The sequence below is a fragment of the Candidatus Stoquefichus massiliensis AP9 genome (genome assembly GCF_000455285.1).
GTDB classification, from domain to species: domain Bacteria; phylum Bacillota_I; class Bacilli_A; order Erysipelotrichales; family Coprobacillaceae; genus Stoquefichus; species Stoquefichus massiliensis.
Map to the genome: position 1 here is coordinate 1 of NZ_HG005286.1, position 22292 is coordinate 22292.

Below are 22292 nucleotides of genomic sequence, written 5' to 3' on the forward strand. Positions count from 1 at the left end.
TCATATAGCCAAGTGCTTAATTGGGTAAAAAAATATCTTGAAAATGGTGATGATGGATTAAACGATAAACGAGGAAAACGCAAACAAGAAACAGAACTCAGTGAACTAGAAACATTACAACGTAAAAATAAGATACTTGAAAACAAACTTAGAGAAAAAGAAATGGAAGTCATTCTATTAAAAAAATTGAAGGAAGTAGAAGGAAGGCGATATTCTCCAAAGCAAAGCAAGAAGCGAAATACATAACTATAAGGGAATTGCATAATGAATTAGGTTATAGCGTTCAATGGATGTGTAAGCATTTAAATATCAGTAGAGCGTCATATTATAAGTGGTACAAACGCGATGTTCCACAAAAGGAAATAGATGATATTAGCCTTTCAAAAACGATTGAGGAATATCACGAAAGATTTCATGGGATACTTGGTTATCGAAGAGTGACAATGTTTATTAACAGAGATTTAAATGAGAACTATTCTCCTAAACGAGTACATAGAATTATGAAGATATTGGATATTCATTCTGGAATAAGAAGAGCACGTCACTGTTGTACAGCAGCAAATAAAACTGATAAAAAAGCTGAGAACTTATTAAAAAGAAACTTCGTAGCATCAAAGCCTAATGAAAAATGGGCAACTGATGTAACAGAGTTCAAAGTCCCTCATAGTAATGAAAAAATATATCTTAGTGCATTCCTTGACTTTTATGACAGAAGTATTGTTTCATGGGTTATAAGCGATAGAAATAATAATAAACTCGTATTTGATACATTCAACGAAGCGATTAAAACAAATCCTTTAGCTAAGCCACTATTTCATTCAGACCGGGGATTTCAGTACACAAGTCCAATATTTAAAAATCTACTAAACAAGCAAGGAATGATACAATCAATGTCTAGAGTAGCGTGTTGTCTTGATAATGGACCAACTGAAGCATTATGGGGAATCATCAAAGCAGAAATGTATGAACTATATGATGTTCATGACAAAGAGTCGCTAATAGCAGCTATAACCAAATATATCCATTTTTATAACTATGGACGATACCAAGACCGATTTGATTCTAAAACACCGATGGAAGTTAGAAATGAAGCTTTAAAACAAGAAGAACCTAAAGTTTATCCAATAGCATTTAACAAAAGAATTGAAGATTATAAAGAAAATTTAAAACAAATAAATATAAAAGAAAAAACAGCTAGTGCAGTACTAGCTGGAGTATAAAGCTTTTTAGATATTTCAAGTGTCTACTTGACAGGGCTCTGATCAATTTGTGGTTTTTTTGCTTTTGTGTGTTTGACTTGATACATTGCCTGATCAGCTCTATCCATTAATTCCACTGATGTATCATTGTCATGACTATAAGCTAATCCGATGCTAATTTCAATAAAAAACTGTTCCTCATCCTTCATAAACACATGTTTATGTAAAGCTTCGTGTATTTCATAACAAATAATATGAACATCATAATCACTTACATCATCAAAAATGATAATGAATTCATCACCACCAACACGGCTTGCTAAAACATGTTCATTATCTAAATGTTGCTTTAACAATTCTGCCAAGAAAAGAATAGCTTCATCGCCCTTAACATGACCATATGTATCATTAATTTCTTTAAAATGATCTAAATCAATCATTGCAAGGGTTAACCTTTTCCCCATATTTAACTTTCTATCAATTTCCTGGATAGCATGCGCCTTATTATAAAGACCTGTAAAAGCATCATGGATGATATAATCATTTAAATCTCTAATTAGTTTTTCTACCTCATTATTTTCTCTATCAATATTTCTCACTGTTAAACTTTGTGTAACATCTTTTATTAATTCTAAAACAAAATTCTGCTGTGAAATTAGTATAGGATATGAAATAATGAGAAACAAATATCCAGCTAAAAACTCTAATTTAAACATTTCAGATTTATTTATATATGCCTGACGTGATGTACAATTCTTACATGGACCACCACGTTTCCATACCTCATAACAATAATGATTGCTTTTAATAAGCTGCTTATTCTGATAATCATAAACTTCAAATGTCTCATGATTAACTAATCGATATTGATCAAATAAGTGAATTTCATTAACAAATTGTTTTAAATCCTGATCAATATTATTCATTGGATACATAAACATTCCCCATTTCATAAATCTATTATATATAAAAATAATCTTATAAGAAAGTTACTTTCATCGTTTTAAATAAATATGTTATTAAATTCTATTCCAAACATTGGTATATAAACTAGATTTTTATCTTTTAAATATGATGCTTGTTCTTGGCTATTAATTAGAATAATGAAATGAGTAAAATCTATATCTTCAGGTAAATATTTAATCATGTCATAATTAATACATATATAATCATATAATGAATAATCTTTATCATTTTCTAATAGGCTAAATTGACTATACATCTTATATTGAATATTTGTTTGATCAAGATATGTCTTATAAAAGTTTTGTAAAATAGTTCTTGATTCACAAATACATATTCTAGAAGATGATGTTATTGAATGAATAATTGGTTGTTTATCCTGAAATCTTTGCTGAATAACAACGGTAAATGTTGTTCCCATTCCATATTGACTTTCTACTTGTATATATCCATTCATTAATTGACTCAATGACTGGCTCATTGCAATACCAAGACTACTATTCTGATTATCATCATATTGCTTTTCTTGTAACTCCTTTTCAAAAAACTTATTTGTTGTTTCCTTTTTTATGCTTGTTCCAGTATCTTTTATTTTAAATTCTAAATAGAATTGCTGATCTTTCATATAGGATGAGACTGATAATTGTATAAATCCTTGTTCAGTATACTCTATAGCCCTATCTACTAAATTCATAAGAATTTGCTTGACTCTTTTAACATCACCAAAAAGATGATTAGGAACCTCTTTATTGATTTCAACCATAAAACTAACATTCTTTTCATTTAAACGGGATGTTGCACTATTGGCTATATCATATAATATAGCATCTAAATCATATAATTCATCAGTAAGTTCTAACTTACCTACCTCAATCTTTGAAAAATCTAATACATTATTCATAATCATTAATAAATTTTGACTAGAATCAAATATACTTTCTATTTGTTTTTTCTGATTATCGTTTAAATCACTTTCTAATAATTTATGAGCAGTATTTATAATTATATCCATTGGTTTTTGAATTTGCTGACTCATATTAGTCAAAAATATTGATTTTGTACGAGAGATATGTTTTTGATTAGCAGAGACAACCCATGAAATACCTGCAATTATTAATAGCACCAAAAAAGCAATAATAAAGCAACTTGCAATAACAATCAATTCTTTCATCATCATATCTGTCTTTTCAGTAATAACATCACTATCAACAGTATTTAAGATTGTCCATGAATTAATATCAATTTTCGTATAATATGTATAACGTTTTATCCCTAACTGTTTATATTCAATAAGTCCTGAATCACCATTTTTAATATGATCTTTAATCTCATCTAAAGTGTTATCACTTAAGAGTTCAGCATTATCTAAAATACGATAGAAATTACTATAATCCATGCTTTTATTATGTAAAATCAAATCTCCTTTTTGATTAATAATATAAGAATACCCTTTCCCTTGAAAACTATCTATCTCTAATGCATCATCAAGTTTTTTTGATGATATCATTGCTGACATTGAACCAATTGTTTCATGTTCCTTACTATAAATAGGAACCGTTATAATAATTCCTGAAACAACATGATCATTAAAAACTCTACGTTCTAAATCACTAATTGTTGTTTGACCAGATAAAGCATTTTTAAAGGCAAGTTCATTTTTTATATTTCTATTTTGAGTTTCTTCCGTTGCTTGAAAATAACCATCTTTTTTAGCATATCCGATATAAGCAAATTCCTGTCTTTTAGCTATATCCTCCATATAATCCATACGTTGATTTTCAGGAATAGCAACTAACGAATAAGCTGCATTTTGTAAAGAGTGTGTTGTATCATCAATAATAGATTTCGTATATATCGCAATATGATCAGCAATTTCTGATAAATGACTTTCATTTTCAGCTAATAGTGTCTCATTAAACTTATTGATATATGATACTGATAACCCTATAAAAATAAATATAAATGCTAATAATGAAAGACTTAATATAATTATTTGAGGATAATCATGAGCATATTTATTTAATTTTTTCATAAAATCCTCCTTAAGACATACGTTCTTTTCTTAATCTATCCATCTTATCTAAACATTCTGTCAAACTCATTTGACTATCTGGTTTTATATATTCTAATATGCATGATGCATCCATCTGTGAGAACCCCTTAATTCGTAACCAGGCAATAGAATCAGAATAATATTTATCTATTAATCATTCATTTTCTAGATATTGAGGTGTTGAAATACTTTCAGCCTGATTTTTAAATACTGGAGCAGTTAAAATATCAGAAAAAGCAACATTATAATTATAAGGATCAGCTAAGAATGTAATAAAATCTAGTGCCCCTTCCAATTTCTCACTCTTTTTATTCACCATAAACAAATTCATATTTGGTCCTTCAAAAGTCCCATTTTCTGGTACTCCCATGAAAGCTGGCATTAATCCAAAGTCATCTGCATCACCTTCAAAATCTGTATATAACCATGTATCCCAACACAGTAACATTGCATAGTTTTCACTTTTTAATGCTGGACTCATTGTATCCCAATCATTATCTAAATAACCTTCTCCAAAATAGCCTTTATCTGCCATCGTCTTATACCAATTCAGTATTTCTTTAAATTCTGGAATATCTGTATAGCTAATCTTATTATGATTAAGATTTGATAATACTTGTGAATCCTTTACAATTGAATCTAAGGGAAATTGATATAGTAACATTGATATTTCTTTAGCTGGTAAATAGAGTGGTGTTATTCCTTGAGATAATAGTTTCTCACAAACTTGCATAAATTCTTTTTGTGTTTGGGGAACTTCAATATTATATTTTTCAAATATCTTTTTATTATATAAAGTTCCAGATATTGACGATTCCCAATGAGGTAAACCTATAATTTTTCCATTATATACAGTTTGATTAATTGATGTTTCTGTTAAATCATTGACCCATTCTGCATTTGTGAAATCATAAAAATTTTCATCTGGATGATATGCATCAATATTAGTACCACCATAACTTACTAAAATATCTGGCATTTGGATTTCACCATTTAGTGCTTTTTCCATTTGATTATTAATTTCATCTTTTTTATATTGGATAATCTCAAGATGATTATCTGTTAAGTCTTCATATCTTTGACATGCTTTTTGGATATAACTTCTATCTAAATCTGGTGATACTCCCCAAATTGTCAATGTCTGTTCTGAGACTTTACCCCATTCATACTGTGGTTCATTAAAAACTTTTTTCTGATTTATTTCTGATGTTTTCTGACATCCCGCTATTAACAAGGTGAATATCAATATAAACAATAATCTTTTAATAGCAATTTCCTCCACAATATTCTACTCATAATTTTATTATAGGCAATATTATATAAATAAGGAAGAAAAATATGAAATTGAAAAGCCACTTTTTGAGAAGTGGCTATAAATTTTTATAATTTTTAAAATTAACAAGTTCTATTCCATTCTTATAAATCCATTCTTTTAACCAATGACTACATAAGAAATCACATTCCATAGTTCTAATCTTTGTAAAAGATGAATGTGTTAAAATATATTGATCTAAATATCCTGGATGAAATATAGCAACACAACATGGATGTTCTTGAATGTAAGGAAGATATTCTTCTAAATATTCCTGAGGATCATATAAACCTTCCTGATCAGGTTTAAAGAAGGGCAACCCATAAATACCATTTTCCTTTTCCCATTCTTTGTCAATTGATGGAATACAGAAAAACAGTCCATGCTTGTCAGCTACATTTTTTAAAGCAATAAAGAAATTCATTGAAAAAACAGCATGACCTTCAAAATAATCAGGCTTTTTTCCTGTAATCTCAATAAATCTTTTCAGCTGTGCTTCGATTTCAATTTCTGCTTCCTCTATAACAATACTATCAACTTCTCTAGCTCGAATTTCCTTACTCGAACAAAAATCTCCATTTTCTTGTACTAATGAGGAAATCAGTGATGGATCAGATATTGGTTTGCCTACACAAATATTGGTATGCTGCCCTAAAGCAATATTCAAATCTTTGACCAATGCATATCCATGACTTGCACTTTCCATATTAGGCATCATACCAACACTTGTAATGACACCATCTTTAATAGCTTTTAAAATCCCATAGTTTACTGCTTCACTAAATCCTAAATCATCTGCACGCATAATTAATTTCATTTCTATTAACCTTCTTTCATTTGATGTATAAAATTTAAAATCTTTCTTCCATCAAAAGCCCCATATAATTGTCTTGATGGAACATAAACTTTAGTTTTTTTATTTTTTAATTTCTTTAACAGTGAATCTTCTTCAAAACAAATTTGTGGTTCTAACAAAATAATATCAACTTCCATCTCTTCATCAAATAGTTCAATATCTATTGACTTAATGATCCAATCCTTCTCTGAATCATTCTTTTTCTTATTCATATCCATCGCTAATAAATCAGACATTGCTCCAGCACGAGAATGTAATAAAATCACTTTAAAGATATGATTTTGATCTAAATCATTCAAAATAATAGAAACTTTTTTTAAAACAGATACACCATCCATCTTTGTATAATCAAGGGAATCAATAACCATGAAAGGGATTCCTCTTTTTTCACATAATGGTATAAACTCATCTTTCATATATCCAATATGAGGTGCTAACAGAAACATATCTGTTTTCATAAGAGCGAATTGAGCTGATACTGTATCTGTACATTGAATATAATATTGGTGTTTCATATCCGCTGCTTTCATCTTTTTAACTAATAAACTAGTAGACATTCCTGCCCCACAAACCAAAAGTATATTTTTCATTATGCCACCAGTCTTTCTATTAATTCTTGAAAATAATCATATGTTGAATGATTTAATAACTTCCATTGAATAGTTGAATCACTCATGATTGTAGAAATCACTTCATAGAACTGATCAAGATCTTTTAATAGCTGATTTTCAATAGATGATAAGAGAATGATTCTGATTTTATGATTTTTCCAGAGTAATGGTTTTTTTAATAATGTTATGGATACAAAGGTTTGTGATGAAACAGGTTGATGAGAATGAGGGAATGCTACAAGATCATTAAATTCTGTTGTTGCTAGATTTTCTCTTTCTAAAACCAATTGTTCAAAACAATCTGGTAACTCATAGTATTGATGACATTGCTGAATGATTTCATGAATTGCACTCTCTTTATTTGGAAAGCTTTCATAGGTAAAAAACAATTCAGGTGGAAAGTATTGCATAATATCATGATGATTCAGCTGTTTTAAGTTTTGTGTAATGTTGACTGTATCTTTTGCATTCATAATATGACTAATCATAAATATTGGAATATCTAATGTGTCTTGTATTGGTACAGTTGTAAAGATACAGTCATAATGATGAATATCCTGATCAAACAATTCATGTAATGAACAGACCTTGAGTTCATGGATGTAATTGCTAAAATTCTTTTGAAAGAAATATTCAAGTAATTTTGCACTGCCAACTCCACTTGAACAAATAAGTAAAATATTCTTTTTATGAATACTTGTTTTCTTTTGCTCAAGGGAAAGATTAATATGTAATGCAAAATAAGCAATTTCATCTTCTGGTAATAGACAATTATATTGTTGATTGATAACTTCACTCAGTTTAACGGCAAGTTCATATGCAACAATTAAATTCTTTTTTATATCTTGCAATAAGGGATTATTCATATAGGTTGCATATTGAATACGTTTTAATAATGGAATAATATGTAAACATAAAGCTAGCTGTAAATTTAAGTCAGAAGTAAATGAAATATGAGATTCTGTTTCAAGTGTCTCTAATATATTCTTAACTAAGTCCAATATTTCTTGATCTATATAGAGATGGGACTGCTGGTGACAATTTTTTCCACAAAGATGCATTGTTAAATAAGCAACTTCTTCTTCACGATATTCCATATTGAGCATTTGACTCATTAATGACATAATGGCACATGCCAATTCATATTCTTTTTCTAACTGAATTGATTCTAACCATTCACTATCAATCAAAGCATATTCATGTTTTAAAACACGTGTATAGGCTATATAAAGATGGGAGACGAGATTTTCTAAATTATTGTCACTCATTGTATAATCTGTATTCGCAATACATGATATAAGAATATTTTTAATTTGCTGAGTTATTCTGATATCTTTTTGGTATTGTTTATAATGAGCAATTGCTCTTCTTTTATTTAATTCTGAACCTTTTAAAAATATGCCATAATGAGGTTTTGTTTCAATTGTTAAATCATATTCATTGAAATAATGTCTTAATTCCTTCAATGATATTTTTAATTGTGTTCTTGATAGATAAAGTTCATCACATAAGTCATCTATTTTAATATAAGACTGATTATCTATAAAACGTTGAAATAAATAGTCAAAACGTGTTTCTTCATCCTCATCAGCATTATCTTGTTGAAGATAAGATAAAAATTGTTCAGGATTTTCAATAGATAATTTATATCCAAATGTTCCTGATAATATCTTCGCTCCTGTGATATCCTTATTAATTGCTTTTATAAGGGTACGTACTGTTCTGGTCGTCATTTGAATGCAGGCTGATAATTCTTGACCAGACATAGATTCATGATTCATTAATTCCATTATTATGGTTTTTTGATTCTTATCCATACATACGCACCTCCATATTCCTATTTTACCATGTTTAGGATAGGTTAAAAAGGCTGAAAATCAGCCTTTTTATTCAGAAATTGTTTGTTCTTCTTTTAATGCTATATTATCCTGTACTTTGAAAAAAGGATAATATATTACAACAGTTAATAACATTAAAACAATTTCTAAAATGATCCCAGATATTCCAGCAATCATCCATCCATCAAATAATAATGGTGTTCCTGTAGCACCCATTGCAATTCTTGGCAAAGAAACAAGACCGGAATTCATAGCAAAGTATGCTATAATTGCAGTAATCTGTGGTACGAAAATAAATGGAATTGCCATTACTGGATTCAATATAATTGGTAATCCGAATATGACAGGTTCATTAATATTACATAACGATGGTAAAATACATAATTTACCTAAAGACTGATATCTTTTACTTTTAGAAAATAATAACATATCAATAGATAAACCAATTGTATTTCCTGCACCACCTAACATAAGAATAAATAAAAATCCAACAGTAACAATATGTGTCATAGGTTGCCCATTAGCAAATGCAGCTTGATTTTCAACACCTGCCTGCATAAATAAAATCATCATAAATGGGATAGTGACTTGTCCACCATGAATACCAAAAAACCAAAAAACTTGACATACCAATAACAAAACTAAAAATGTAATAACACTACCTGATAATGCTGATAAAGGTGCTGCAATAATACTATAGAACCATTCACTAAATGTTGCCCCAATCATAAACATAAACACTCCATTGATAATTAAAAAGAATGCTGTAATCACAAAACCTGGAATCAAGGCACTAAATGATTTCGCAACAGTAGGTGGAACACCTTCTGGCATTTTAATAACCCAACCTTTATTAATAATAAAAGTATAGATATATCCTACCAGCAATCCTACTAATAATCCTGTAAACAATCCTTTAGATCCTAAATAATCAAATGATAACATTGTTGTTGGCACATCATTTATAACAACTTCTGCTAAAGGTGTCATAATAAAGAAAGCTAATATTGATAATAATCCAGCAGGTATTGCATCTCCACTCATTCCCTCATTTCTCAAATATGCATATCCTACTGCAAAAACAACATATAATGCCATCAAGTCAGTTGTAAAACGACTAACTAATCCTAAGATTTTACCTATACCTGTACTATTTAAGAAATCTTGATAACCTCCTATTGATAAAGTACTTAATAATGAAAAGATAGCACCAATAATAATAAGTGGCATAATTAAATTAAAAGCGGTTGATACAGCTTTCAATATTTTATTACCACCAATTTTACTAGCCAGTGGTGCTAGGACTGACTCCATTTTGTCCATCATTTTTTGCATTGTCTTTTCCCCTTTCCAAATGCTTTACAATATCATTATATAATACCTTCATAAAACAAAAAGACTGTTAATTTCCTTTAAGGGTAGGAAATTGTGTATAGAATGCTAATAATTCTTTTATCATTGATTTATACAATTGAACAGAAATTAACAGGTCTTCAGCATGAATCATCAGCAAACTCACTTCAACATCATCCGATAACATTTTAGCATGAATTGTACTGACTTGAAGTAATAACTCATCGCCTTTTTGAAAGTAATAAACAAATTCCTTTTCTTTATTGCATTTTGCATAATAAAGTGCTTGTTTATAAGAGTTATAACTTTTTAGTGTTAATTCTATGATTGATATTGTATCTTTTTTGGTATTATTCATATCATCAACTCCTATGTCTATCATAGTTCATTGTAAGATATTTATAAAGACAGTGATTTTCCTCAAATAGAGGAAAATCACAAAGAACAATTGTTATTTTGTCTTATTTAACAAATATAAAAGGAGAACTCAAATTTCTATTGAAAAATACAATAGTTTTGCTTTCTCCTTATATACAACAATAAAATGAAATAGTAACCATTATTTATATCTTAAATCAATAACCTTTGTATTTGATATTAAGTCATGTAAAGTTATATGATTATTTGAAACCAATAACATGAATACTGATATAGCTATAACATAAAAATTCATTTCTTTAAAGAACAAGATAATATTAAATTTTAACAAAATAAATATACCCTGATTAAATATTCCTCCTATAGAATGAAGACTCATTTCAACAAACCATATAAACAATATTTGTCGTAGAAATAAATTCAATATTTTCATTTCCTGATTACTATTCATTATTATTTTTAATTTCATAATTTTCTTTCCAATAGTTTGACCATCATATAACTTGAAAGGAATTACTAAAAAGTAAATCAAAGAAAACAATAGACTGAAAAACATTCCAATACACAAATCTTGATTTGAATATAATTCTAAATTCATTATGTTATTATAATCTATATGTTTTGCTAAACTAATAATAAGAAATGGTAACATAGAAACAATACTTCCTAAATACCAATCAATAATATAGGCAATCAATCGTCTAAATGTATAATGACTTGTTTCATATATTTTCATTATGCTTATCCTCTTTATTCTTTATATATTTTAATAACTCCTTATATCCACAATAATATTCATCAAACATACAAACGTTTTGTCTCTTGCAATTACCTTGACATATTGAATAAAATTCACAGTCATCACATACATAAGAGTATTCTTTTTCTTCTCTTAAAAAAATATATGCAATTTTATTTGTTATACATTCTTTTAAACTGTGATGCAGAATATTACCCAAACAATATTTTCGTAATGCATAAAAATCACATGGATAAATACTTCCATCAGTTTCAATAACTATCTGTATAGAACAATATCCTAACATACCACAAGAGCAATCAATTTGACCATTTAATAAATAATGTATCTGGTCAAATAAAGAAATATGTACTTGCTGATCTTTTCTATATTCATCGTATAATTCTCTATAAAATCGAAAAAATTCTTTTGGTTTCAAACCTACTCCACCTCCCAAAGGTGGTAAGCAAGGTATGAATTGTGTATATTTAAAATTCATATCTTTATAAAAACGATAAATATCTTTTGCATACATAGACATATGTGAGGTGATAACGCTTAATATGTTAAAATCAATATTATTATGTTTTAATAAATTAATTGCAACTATAACTTTATGAAAACTTTCTTCTCCCTTAATCCTTCTATGAAAATCATGTGTAATTTGAATTCCATCAAGTGATATTCCTACCAAAAAATGATATTGTTTAAATAAATCAATCCATTGATTATCAATCAATGTTCCATTCGTTTGAATAGAATATTTAATCATATGAACTGTATTCCTTAAGTTGACTTCATCTATAAAATCTTTATAAAATTCTATTCCTGCTAAAAGTGGCTCTCCTCCTTGGAAACAATACTCAATTTCAATAGGAGTCTCACAATGGTTTAAAGTTTTTTTAATAATTGATAGATAAACATTTTTATTCATTTTCTTAACTGGATTTGTTCTATATTTAATAACATCTTTATAAAAACAATAATCACATTGCATATTACAAACAAAAGATACTGGTTTTATGAGTACAGTTATTTTTTCCATACCATTCTCCTAAAAATAATTTTAAAACTTAATATTTCATACATCTCTTGTATTGTTTGTTTTTACAAGATAATAATATATTCTAATCTTTATAATAAAGCACAATTGAATCAGTCATCACAGAAAATAAGAATATAAAAAACTCAAAATGATTATCTTGTATTTCTGGTGGTAAATCAAATTTAATCTTCATATCAAATTGATAATTTTTAATCTCTTTATCATCTAAACAAATAACACAATTTTCAATTGAGGAATTCAAAATTTTCTGAATTAATTTATATGAACGCTTCATCCATCTTCCACCATATGTTAAAAATAATATAAAGTCTACATTTTCAAGAACATAATCCATCTTTTGAACATCTGTATTACATAATATAATATCTACCTTTTTATAATATTTCTTTAATAAAGCTTGGAATAAAACAACTGCAGATAATTCATGGGAGGCACAAAATATAGCAATCCTGTTATTATCAATAATCTTTTGAATAAGACTTTCTATCATTGATTGCTCAATCAAAAGTAAAGAATGATTAATCATATAATCAAATTTTACTTTTGTACTTAAAATAGCTTTATTAACTGAAATATCTTTTATACTTTGAACATCTAACATATGATGACAAAATTCATTTTGAGTGATATTATATTTCAATTCTTTAAATGAATCATACCCTATTTTTTGGCAAAATCTTGTTATACTGGCAGTAGAGGTTGCGCATATATCAGCAATCACATCAATACTCATATTTGGTATTTTATCTATGTGCTGCAACATCTCCTTAGCAATAATATAATCTAATGAATCTCTAAAAGAAAGATTGGCTATTTCAGCTAATTTATAATAGACATCATCCACTCTTCATCACCTCTACTTATAGTATATCCTATCTTTTACTCTTATGAAATTAATAAGGAGCCTTTTTTTTCAAACTGTTATAAGCACTATATTGTATTTTATAAATCATCTCTAACCTCATGAAAGAAAGTATATCTTTATAATCACTATTTTGAGAAACATTATAAAGTTCATAAGGGTCTTTTTTTAAGTCATATAAAATTTCCTGATGATGAGTATTACAATAATACTTATATTCCTTAGTTCTTATGGTTGTTTCATAAAAATGGTGACTACCTATATATTCAACAATAATAGATTCCTTTGTTCTTTGACTTGTTCCTTCTATGATTGGTTTTAAAGATATTCCTTTTAAATATTGTGGTTTTTGAATACAAGCATAATCAAGAATTGTAGGAACAATATCAACTGCTTCACATAACTCATTTATACAAGTTCCTGGCTGTATTTTTCCTTTATATTTCATAATCAGTGGCACATGGATAATACAATCATGACCCGGCATACCTTTATGTACACGTCCATGATCTCCCAGATATTCTCCATGATCACTTGTAAAAATAATCAAAGTGTTTTCTTCTATGTCTTTTAACTCATTAAAAATATGACCAATACAATCATCAACATGTGTTGTTAAAGCCAAATAACTTGCATATATCTCACGCCATTTTCTTTCATCAATATCTTTAAGCTGATGGTTCCAATGACTTCCAAGTAATGTTTCCATTAGTTGATTATCTTCTAAAGAGCGATGTGGTAATGGCATATCATCAATATTGTACATATCCAGATATTTTTGCGGTGGATTGATGGGTGCATGAGGGGCATAAAATCCAGCAATCACAAAGAATGGTTGGTCATTTTGCTTATGATTTCTAATATATTGACAGACCTCATCACTGACAAAACAACTATGCGTTAAATGATCACTGCCCTCAAAAGGATAAGGCTGATGTGGGGAACGTTCATGGGTACTATACATAGGTTGCCCATAGACTTTTCCTTCTGACGGTAACCCAACTCTTACTTTTTCAACTTGTTCAGGTGCCTGAGATTCAACCCACTTGATATAGGCATCATCATAACAACCTGGTTCATCTGAAATGATGAGACTATCAAATCCATAATGAGGATGTGGATCTGTATGACATCTATTTGTATGAGGTAAAAAGTGTAATTTGCCTATTTGTGAACACTGATAGTCATATTGTTTAAGATAATTTGCAATTGTATCCTCCTTTTTAGATAGTGGTATACCATTATCCCCTATCCCAAGTTGACTAGGATATTTTCCAGTTAACATACACATACGACTTGGCATACAAACTGGATTATTTACATAATAATTTTCAAAATTAACCCCATCATTGATGAATGAATCTAAATTTGGTGTTATTGCCAATTTGTTCCCATTTGCATGAATTGAATCAAATCTTTGCTGATCTGTATAAATGAGGACGACATTAGGTCTTTTAGGCATTTTCTCCACCTACTCTATTTTCACTCATTTTCATATTGGCTTTTTCATTAATTCTAATGAAAGGAATATAAATAATGACTGATAGAACAAATAAACCTAATTGCCAAACAACTGACATGATATCTCCAGCTGTAGATAAAAACATATTAATTCCAATAGGAATCGTCCAAGGAACTTGAACAACAATTGGTGCTATAGAACCTACTGCAGCTGCAAAATAAGCAATACTATAACATACCAATGGAGCGATTAAAAACGGTATAATTAAAATAGGATTAAACACAATTGGTAAACCAAAAACCATTGGTTCAGAAATATTAAATAAGGATGGAACAAGGCCAATTTTAGCGACTTCCCTATATTCAGAACTTTTAGCAACAAATAAGATTGCGACAATCAGTGCTAAAACATTTCCACCACCACCCATTTTTGTAAAAACTTCTAAAAAAGGCACTCCTGTAAAAAAGTGAGGAATAGCTTCTCCAGCAACAAATGCAGCATTATTAGCTGGTAATAATTCTCCAAAAACGACACTGTTAATAGGACCCATTAACAAGCCTCCATGCAATCCAAAGAACCATGCAATATAAGTAAAGAAACAACTGAGTAATCCACCTAAAAATGATGTTCCAACAATTTCTCTAATTGGTGTTTGGATAACTTGATAAATAAATGTAAATAAGTCAACTTTTGCATAACGAACAAGGATAAATTGAATAATACCAGCACTCATAAGGATAATTAATGCTGGAATCATGACTAAAAATGACTTCAATACACTAGGTGGAACACTATCTGGTAATTGAATCGTTAAGAATTTTACCTCACATAATTTCTTTAATAATGGGGGAATTAACAATCCAAGAAGAATTGCTAAAAAGAAGCCTTTTGCCCCTAAATAAGTTGTCGAATATGAACCGTTGACAACAATACTCTCTCCACCTTCTGATAATAAGTGTGTGGCTTGGGGAGTAAACATAAAGTATAACATTGTATTCACGACAATTGTAGATATAACATCACCCTTTAATTTCTTTGTTAAAAAATAAGTAATAGAAATTGTCGCAAGCATTGAAATTAAAGGGACTGTCGCATTATATATTCCATTAATATATAATTGCCAACTATCCCCAAACGTATTTGTTAAGAATTCAGATACTGCTAGAACTGGGAAGTTAAGCAATAATGTTAAAAAAGAACCAATAATCATAGCTGGCATTGTTGCAGCAAATCCATCTCTTAATGATGATATGTATGAATTTGTGCTGATTTTAATTGCAAACGGTAGTAGTTTGTCTTCTAATAATTTAGATATTTTATTCATTTCTCTCTCCTCCTGTTCCCAATATAGCATAAAAAAGAATTCAAGAAGAAATCCTTACATTTTTTGTAAGCAATTACTAAATTTGTAAGGAATGGTGCTTTTTTCTTTTTTTACGATAATATTATACTACACAAAGATAAGAAGGAGGCAATGATATGATAACACGATTTCAATATGGACATCCTATTCGTACTGATTCTATAATTAAGCATATACCAATAGAAGAAGGATATCCAAAACACCTTGTTTATGAAGATGGAGAAAAAATAACTTTTACTTATGAAATGAAACCACAAGATATGGTTTATGGACTTGGAGAGAATATGCGTGGTATAAACAAAAGAGGCTTTACCTATATTTCACGATGCGTGGATAATGCCATACATACTGAAGATTGTCATAGTCTATATGCTGCTCACAACTTTATTATCATTTATGGTATTGAAACATTTGGTGTATTCATTGATACAGCTGGGATTGTCAGTTATGATATTGGAGAAACTGATATTGATCAAATCATCATAACCTGTGATGACAAAGACCTGAATATTTATATGATTGAAGGAAAAAGTTTAAAAGATGTTGCCAAACAATTTAGACAATTGATTGGCAGAAGTTATATTCCACCAAAGTGGGCATTTGGTTACCAGCAAAGTCGTTGGAAATATAAAACAGAAAATGATTTTAGAGAAATTGTAAGACAATATAAAGAACATGCGATTCCATTAGATGCTGTCTATTTAGATATTGACTACATGGATAATTATCAAAGTTTTACAATTCATAAAGATAATCTACCACATTTTGAAGAGTTAATTCAAGAAATGAAAAATCAGGGTATCCACATGGTTCCTATTATTGACGCAGGTATTAAAGTTCAAGATGGTTATCATGTCTATGAAAACGGAGTCAAAGAAAATCGATTTTGTAAGGATAAGGATGGACATTTTTTTCGATGCGGTGTTTGGCCTGGATACTGTCACTTTGTAGATGTCTTGAATACTCAGCATAGAAATTGGTTTGGTGATCAATATAAGTTCTTATTAGATAAAGGTATAGATGGTATTTGGAATGATATGAACGAACCTTCTATCTTTTATACTGATGAAAGATTAAAAGAGGCATATGAATTGGTTGATAAATTAAAAAATTCTGAATTAAACTTAAATACTTATTTTCAAATGTGTGATGAATTTTCAAAATTATCTAACAACCCTAAAGATTACAAACTCTTTTATCATGATATCGATGGTCAAAAAGTAAGACATGACAAAGTCCACAATCTTTATGGATATTTTCTCACAAGAGCAGCAGGCGAAGCCTTTGAACGCTTTCGTCCACACAAAAGATTATTACTGTTGTCACGTGGATCTATGATAGGAATGCATCGATATAGCGGTATTTGGACTGGTGATAATCTGGCTTGGTGGTCTCATTTAAAATTATGTATACAACAAATGCCAAATCTCAATTTATGTGGCTTCTTATATGCTGGTGGGGATCTGGGAGGATTTGGAAATAATACGAATGAAGAACTCATGACCCGCTGGGTTCAATTTGCTATATTTACACCTTTAATGAGAAATCACTCTCAAAGCGAACGAGCTCAGGAACTCTATACCTTTAAAAATACAAATACCTTTAAAAATATGATAGAAATCAGGTACGCTTTTATACCATATTTATATAGTGAATTTGTAAAAGCAGCAATCCATAATGATTGTTATTTTAGAGCATTATCATTTGATTATGAGAATGACCCACAAGCAAGATTAATTGAAGACCAACTCATGGTTGGTGAATCAATAATGATTGCTCCCATATATGAACAAAATGGGAGAGGAAGATATGTTTATTTACCTGAAAATATGAAATTGATAAAAATGCGTTCTTTCAATGACTATGATGAAATTATATTGCCAAAGGGACACCATTATATTCAAGTCAATTTAAATGAAATGATTTTCTTCATTAAAGAAAATCATATTGTTCCTTTAGCTAAGCCTGCATTAACAACAAAAGATATGGATTTTAATCATTTAGAAATTATAGGTTATGTCAAAGAGAATACCCAGTATATTTTATATGATGATGATGGATATACAACAAATATTGATAATAAAGAATATTCTTATACTATTTATGTAAACCAATATTCATGTTATTGTCAAAATAAACATATTACCTATAAGAAGAAATAACATTTATCTAGTCTCACTCTCAATAATAGATAAAATACTTCATTGCTTATTTACATCCATGATAATTTTAAGTTGACTATGATTTTGAATTCTAGACATTTGTTTTCCTATCAAGTGATAAAAAGACTATAATGAATTATTTCAATAACAATTCACTATAGTCTTATAATCTATTAGGCTACGAGCCTCTGACTGTCTTTTAATATATCTTCAAATTCATGTATAGGTAAAGGTTTAGAGAAAATATAACCTTGTATCATATCACAATCTGTCTTTTTTAAGAATGCAAGTTGTTTTTGTGTTTCTACTCCTTCTGCTACTGTCTTAATTTCAATATGTTTAGCCATATCAATAATAGATTTAATAATTTCTTCACTACGTTGACTATTGACACTATTGTCTAAGAAGAGTTTATCTAATTTAATAACATCAAAAGATAAATCTTTTAATAAATTCAGGGATGAATATCCACTACCAAAATCGTCAATTGAACATTTAAATCCATAACTTTGTAATTGTGAAATAATCTCCTGTATTTTCTTCATATCCTCAAGTAAGACATTTTCTGTAACTTCCAATTCTAATAAACCATCTGGAATTTGATATTTCTCTTTAATATTCACATATCTTTCTATGAAATCTAGCTGATAGAAATGTAAACGAGAAACATTAATAGAAATACTAACTACTGGATAATTCTTTTGTATACGATCTGAAAGATATTGACAAACTTTTTCAAAAACATATTCATCTAATTTTAAAATAAATCCATTTTTTTCAAAGATTGGAATAAAGTCTCCTGGCATAATCATTGTTCCTGTATGATCAATCCATCTCACTAGTGCTTCAGCACCCAATATTTGATTTCCTAAGACATTATATTTAGGTTGAAGATAGAAGACAAACTCCCTATTTTCTAAGGCCTTTTCCATTTTTGCTTCAATATCTGCCTCTTTCATCATACGTTCTCTCATTGAATAATTATAGAAACTATAATAATCTTTAGGATTACTGCTCACTTCATTTAAAGCCAAATGACTACGATCAACTAAACCATCAATATTATGAATCTCATCATCTTCTAAACAGCATATTCCAAATTTAATAACAGATTCCTTTTCTAATCCATATTTCTTTAATATAGAATACAATTGCCGATGTATAGATTCACAAATCTTAGCCAAATCTTGTTTCTCTTGATAATCACACATCATTAAGAACTTATCGGCTGTCATATGGCATGAAAAGCTTTGCAAAGAAATTGTATTTTGAATGATCTTTGCTAATTCTTTAAGAATTTTATCACCAAACTCATAACCATTTAAGTCATTAATGATTTTAAATCCTGCAATATCACTATAAATAACTGCCCATTTCTTTTCATCTTGATTTATTCTTTGATTTCCTTCTTCTTTAAATTTCTGATAATTAAATAAATTTGTAAGAGCATCAAAGTAAGCAAGATATTCAACTTCATTTTTATGTTTTCTTTGATTATATCTATATAATAGCAAAATAAATCCAATAGCTCCTATAATAATAACTGAAAGTATAATTGTAAAAATAATAATATTATTTGCTTGTGTCATGATAATATCATTAGGAATAATAGATACTATATACCATCCATTTAATATTGTTATAGGGATGTAACAGAAAACATTTGTATCATCATGATAATTGAATAAAGCATAACCTTTTTTATGATTGGCTAGAGCATTTTCAAATGATTGGATTATTGCTTGATCATTACCTTCTATATCAATAATATCAAATAAATTCTGCATTGTTCTATTTGCATTTTTATGATTATTTCTCATCAAAACATTCCCACTATCATCAATAATATAAGAAAAACCTAAATCATTATAGAATGATAATGAAAATTGTTCTGCAATATACTCTACCGGTGCTTCTTTAACTAATAATTTATCTTCTAATTTAATATAAGAAGCTATTGTCCTTTCCCCATTAACACGATTTAAATAAGGTTTTGTAATACCTTTACTTAAAGGAAGATTATTGAGTAAATTAACTTCTTCATCTAGAAGTTTTTCTTTTTGTCTTTGATGCAAATATGTCCGTTCATTTAGATCAATGTAAATAAGATTATAACCATTTGAACTAGAGTGTTCCATAATCGAACCAATCACTGTTTCATCTTCTAATGAAACACTATTTAAAATTGTCGTTAGGTTTTCCATGTCTTTTTCAATAAATAATTGAAAAGACTCCTGTTCCTGTGTTGTAGAATCCAAGATATCATTAACAGCTTGATTCCATAATGATTGACGAACATAGTTCACATATGTAAACATTGTGATACCTACAACTCCAATAGCCAAGATACTACTCATAACAAGAATTGGAATTTTTCTTTTCTTCATAATAGCCTCCTTCTATTGATTAGCATTTTCTATAATACTCACTGCTGACTCAATATCTTCTCCCTTTAATAGTTTTTGTATTCCTTGACGTGTTAATGACCAAAGTGAATATTTAATACGTGAATCTGTTCCAAGCATAGCATTTTTTTCATTAAGATATGAGCTTAATGGCTGAATCGTTTCATCGTCTGCCAGTCGTGTCTCTTTTAACGGACTAAAAGATGACTGACTGTTCACAAATTCCCATATAACATTATCTTGAGTTAAATATTCAATAAATTTCTTGGCCTCTTCAACATGTTCACCTTTAGCATTGACGCATAGTCTTGTATCTATATTAGTAACAAGTACAGATCCTGTTTCTAATATAGGGTAAGGATGAACTTCAAAATGAAGATTGGGTGCATCGTTTTGGACACGTACCGCTGCCCATGCTCCTGTTAACATAAAAGGATTTTCTCCCTTTTCAAATTGTATTAGATCGTCTTTTGTTTTTTCTGTCTTTAATGCAACCTTAGCATCTACATATTTATTGTTGATTATTTTTTCAACAAATTCATAACCTGTTTTCATATATTGAGCAAGTATTTTTGGATCTTGATTCATTTGATTAATGATTTCATCATGATTGGCACTCTGATAAACTGGGTATAAAGCTTTTGCGATAGCAATTGTTTTAAGAGATATATCATTATTCGCAACAATAGGAACAATTCCTTTATTCACAAAATAATCACAAACTTGCATAAATTCCTTTTCATTTTGAGGAACCTTTTGTCCATGTTTCTTTAATAAATCCATATTACAATATAATCCAAATGCAGATATTGTTGATGGAACATAATAAATAGAACCATTCTCTTCTTTCATTTGATTTAAAGACATTTCACTAAAATGACTAATCGTTGATAAATCTGATAAATCAGCAAAATATCCATCGCCCTTAAATTCTTGTAAGTGATCTTCATCAATCATAAAAATATCATCATAACGAGCATTTTTCAGTCTTTTCTCTAAAATATTATAATACTCTATACCTTTAACACTTTCATAAGTAATCTTTACATTTGGGTTTTCTTCCATATATGCCTGTAAACTATTTTCTATTGCAATAACATTAATAGCCTCACTCTTATATCCATAAAATTTTAAATTAATTATTTCTTCTTCATTATTATCAATAACAACATTCTTTGATTTATCCTGACATCCTATACAGATAATAAGCAATGATATAATTAAACATTTTAATATCATTTGTTTGAGTTTCATATAATTAGCACCTTTCATTAGAATCACAATTTTATCACACAGTTATATTTTATCACCCACTCTAACATAAATCAAATTGTATAGAAAGAATCACAAATATTTATACTAGCACCTATAAACGTTAAAACAATATCTACCTCCATTTCTTTATTGATACTATGCCACTGTTCAATAATTTCACTATAATTTCTTCCTAAACAATCAATAGATTTTACAAAAAGAATATCACCTGATTTTAACTTACATATAAGTCTACGATATTCATTTCTTTCAAAGTTTTTTCCTGATACATTTTTAACATAAACATTTTTTCCTTGATTCCATTTCTTTTTGTGCTTCTATTTGCCTATCAAGATTTTGGTCTTTACTTGATACCTTTGCATACCCATATTCCATGGCCAAACTCCTTTCTATTA

Annotated in this window: 19 protein-coding genes; 3 read left to right on the plus strand and 16 right to left on the minus strand. The window is 28.8% G+C overall.

Features of this window, described 5'->3' with window-relative positions:
* Together BN350_RS18460 and BN350_RS04115 are read left to right on the plus strand one after the other, a co-directional pair.
* A partial coding sequence (locus BN350_RS18460; RefSeq protein WP_044600121.1) for a helix-turn-helix domain-containing protein occupies window positions 1-246 on the plus strand: 246 nt, incomplete at its 5' end.
* Between the two features lie 11 nt (window positions 247-257).
* Entirely contained in the window at window positions 258-1220 is a 963-nt protein-coding gene (locus tag BN350_RS04115) for an IS3 family transposase (RefSeq protein ID WP_231385231.1), read from the plus strand.
* A gap of 23 nt (window positions 1221-1243) precedes the next feature.
* Here the strand turns inward: BN350_RS04115 and BN350_RS04120 are convergent, their stop codons facing one another.
* The 13 genes from BN350_RS04120 to BN350_RS04180 form a co-directional block, all read right to left on the minus strand.
* Window positions 1244-2134, minus strand: coding sequence for a GGDEF domain-containing protein (locus BN350_RS04120; protein ID WP_028042447.1), 891 nt, complete (start codon window positions 2132-2134; stop codon window positions 1244-1246).
* A 68-nt stretch (window positions 2135-2202) separates the two neighbouring features.
* Window positions 2203-4194, minus strand: a complete 1992-nt coding sequence (locus BN350_RS04125; RefSeq protein ID WP_028042448.1) for a sensor histidine kinase — start codon at window positions 4192-4194, stop codon at window positions 2203-2205.
* 175 nt (window positions 4195-4369) lie between these two features.
* On the minus strand, window positions 4370-5497 hold the full coding sequence (locus BN350_RS18465; protein ID WP_049945506.1) for an ABC transporter substrate-binding protein: 1128 nt from the start codon (window positions 5495-5497) through the stop codon (window positions 4370-4372).
* An 88-nt stretch (window positions 5498-5585) separates the two neighbouring features.
* Entirely contained in the window at window positions 5586-6344 is a 759-nt protein-coding gene (locus BN350_RS04135) for a ChbG/HpnK family deacetylase (protein ID WP_028042449.1), read from the minus strand.
* A gap of 5 nt (window positions 6345-6349) precedes the next feature.
* On the minus strand, window positions 6350-6973 hold the full coding sequence (locus tag BN350_RS19885) for a PTS sugar transporter subunit IIB (protein WP_049945507.1): 624 nt from the start codon (window positions 6971-6973) through the stop codon (window positions 6350-6352).
* The gene (locus BN350_RS04145) at window positions 6973-8811 is read right to left on the minus strand and encodes a BglG family transcription antiterminator (protein ID WP_028042450.1); all 1839 of its coding nucleotides are present in this window, start codon (window positions 8809-8811) and stop codon (window positions 6973-6975) included. Before BN350_RS04145 ends, BN350_RS19885 begins: the two co-directional genes overlap by 1 nt.
* 69 nt (window positions 8812-8880) lie before the next feature.
* The gene (locus BN350_RS04150) at window positions 8881-10167 is read right to left on the minus strand and encodes a PTS sugar transporter subunit IIC (RefSeq protein WP_028042451.1); all 1287 of its coding nucleotides are present in this window, start codon (window positions 10165-10167) and stop codon (window positions 8881-8883) included.
* A 67-nt stretch (window positions 10168-10234) separates the two neighbouring features.
* Window positions 10235-10543, minus strand: coding sequence for a PTS lactose/cellobiose transporter subunit IIA (locus BN350_RS04155; RefSeq protein ID WP_049945508.1), 309 nt, complete (start codon window positions 10541-10543; stop codon window positions 10235-10237).
* A 201-nt stretch (window positions 10544-10744) separates the two neighbouring features.
* A complete protein-coding gene (locus BN350_RS04160; RefSeq protein WP_028042453.1) occupies window positions 10745-11299 on the minus strand; it encodes an RDD family protein in 555 nt (184 codons plus the stop codon).
* Entirely contained in the window at window positions 11286-12347 is a 1062-nt protein-coding gene (locus tag BN350_RS04165; RefSeq protein ID WP_028042454.1) for a radical SAM/SPASM domain-containing protein, read from the minus strand. The genes BN350_RS04160 and BN350_RS04165 overlap by 14 nt, the downstream gene beginning before the upstream one ends.
* A gap of 82 nt (window positions 12348-12429) precedes the next feature.
* Window positions 12430-13212: a MurR/RpiR family transcriptional regulator gene (locus BN350_RS04170; protein WP_028042455.1), complete on the minus strand. Its 783-nt coding sequence runs from the start codon at window positions 13210-13212 to the stop codon at window positions 12430-12432.
* 49 nt (window positions 13213-13261) lie between these two features.
* Window positions 13262-14692 (minus strand): sulfatase family protein, encoded by a 1431-nt coding sequence (locus BN350_RS04175; protein ID WP_028042456.1) that lies wholly within the window; start codon window positions 14690-14692, stop codon window positions 13262-13264.
* Window positions 14685-16016, minus strand: a complete 1332-nt coding sequence (locus tag BN350_RS04180; RefSeq protein ID WP_028042457.1) for a PTS sugar transporter subunit IIC — start codon at window positions 16014-16016, stop codon at window positions 14685-14687. The genes BN350_RS04175 and BN350_RS04180 overlap by 8 nt, the downstream gene beginning before the upstream one ends.
* 155 nt (window positions 16017-16171) lie before the next feature.
* Here BN350_RS04180 and BN350_RS04185 point away from each other — a divergent pair, with 155 nt between their 5' ends.
* The gene (locus BN350_RS04185; protein ID WP_028042458.1) at window positions 16172-18217 is read left to right on the plus strand and encodes a glycoside hydrolase family 31 protein; all 2046 of its coding nucleotides are present in this window, start codon (window positions 16172-16174) and stop codon (window positions 18215-18217) included.
* A gap of 173 nt (window positions 18218-18390) precedes the next feature.
* Here BN350_RS04185 and BN350_RS04190 read toward each other — a convergent pair whose 3' ends face one another.
* From BN350_RS04190 to BN350_RS21815, 3 genes are all read right to left on the minus strand, one after another.
* On the minus strand, window positions 18391-20604 hold the full coding sequence (locus BN350_RS04190) for a bifunctional diguanylate cyclase/phosphodiesterase (RefSeq protein ID WP_028042459.1): 2214 nt from the start codon (window positions 20602-20604) through the stop codon (window positions 18391-18393).
* Window positions 20605-20616: 12 nt separating this feature from the next.
* A complete protein-coding gene (locus BN350_RS04195) occupies window positions 20617-21876 on the minus strand; it encodes an ABC transporter substrate-binding protein (protein WP_028042460.1) in 1260 nt (419 codons plus the stop codon).
* 71 nt (window positions 21877-21947) lie between these two features.
* Complete coding sequence (locus BN350_RS21815; RefSeq protein WP_478209952.1) at window positions 21948-22124, minus strand: hypothetical protein; 177 nt, start codon at window positions 22122-22124, stop codon at window positions 21948-21950.
* Between the last annotated feature and the right edge of the window lie 168 nt (window positions 22125-22292).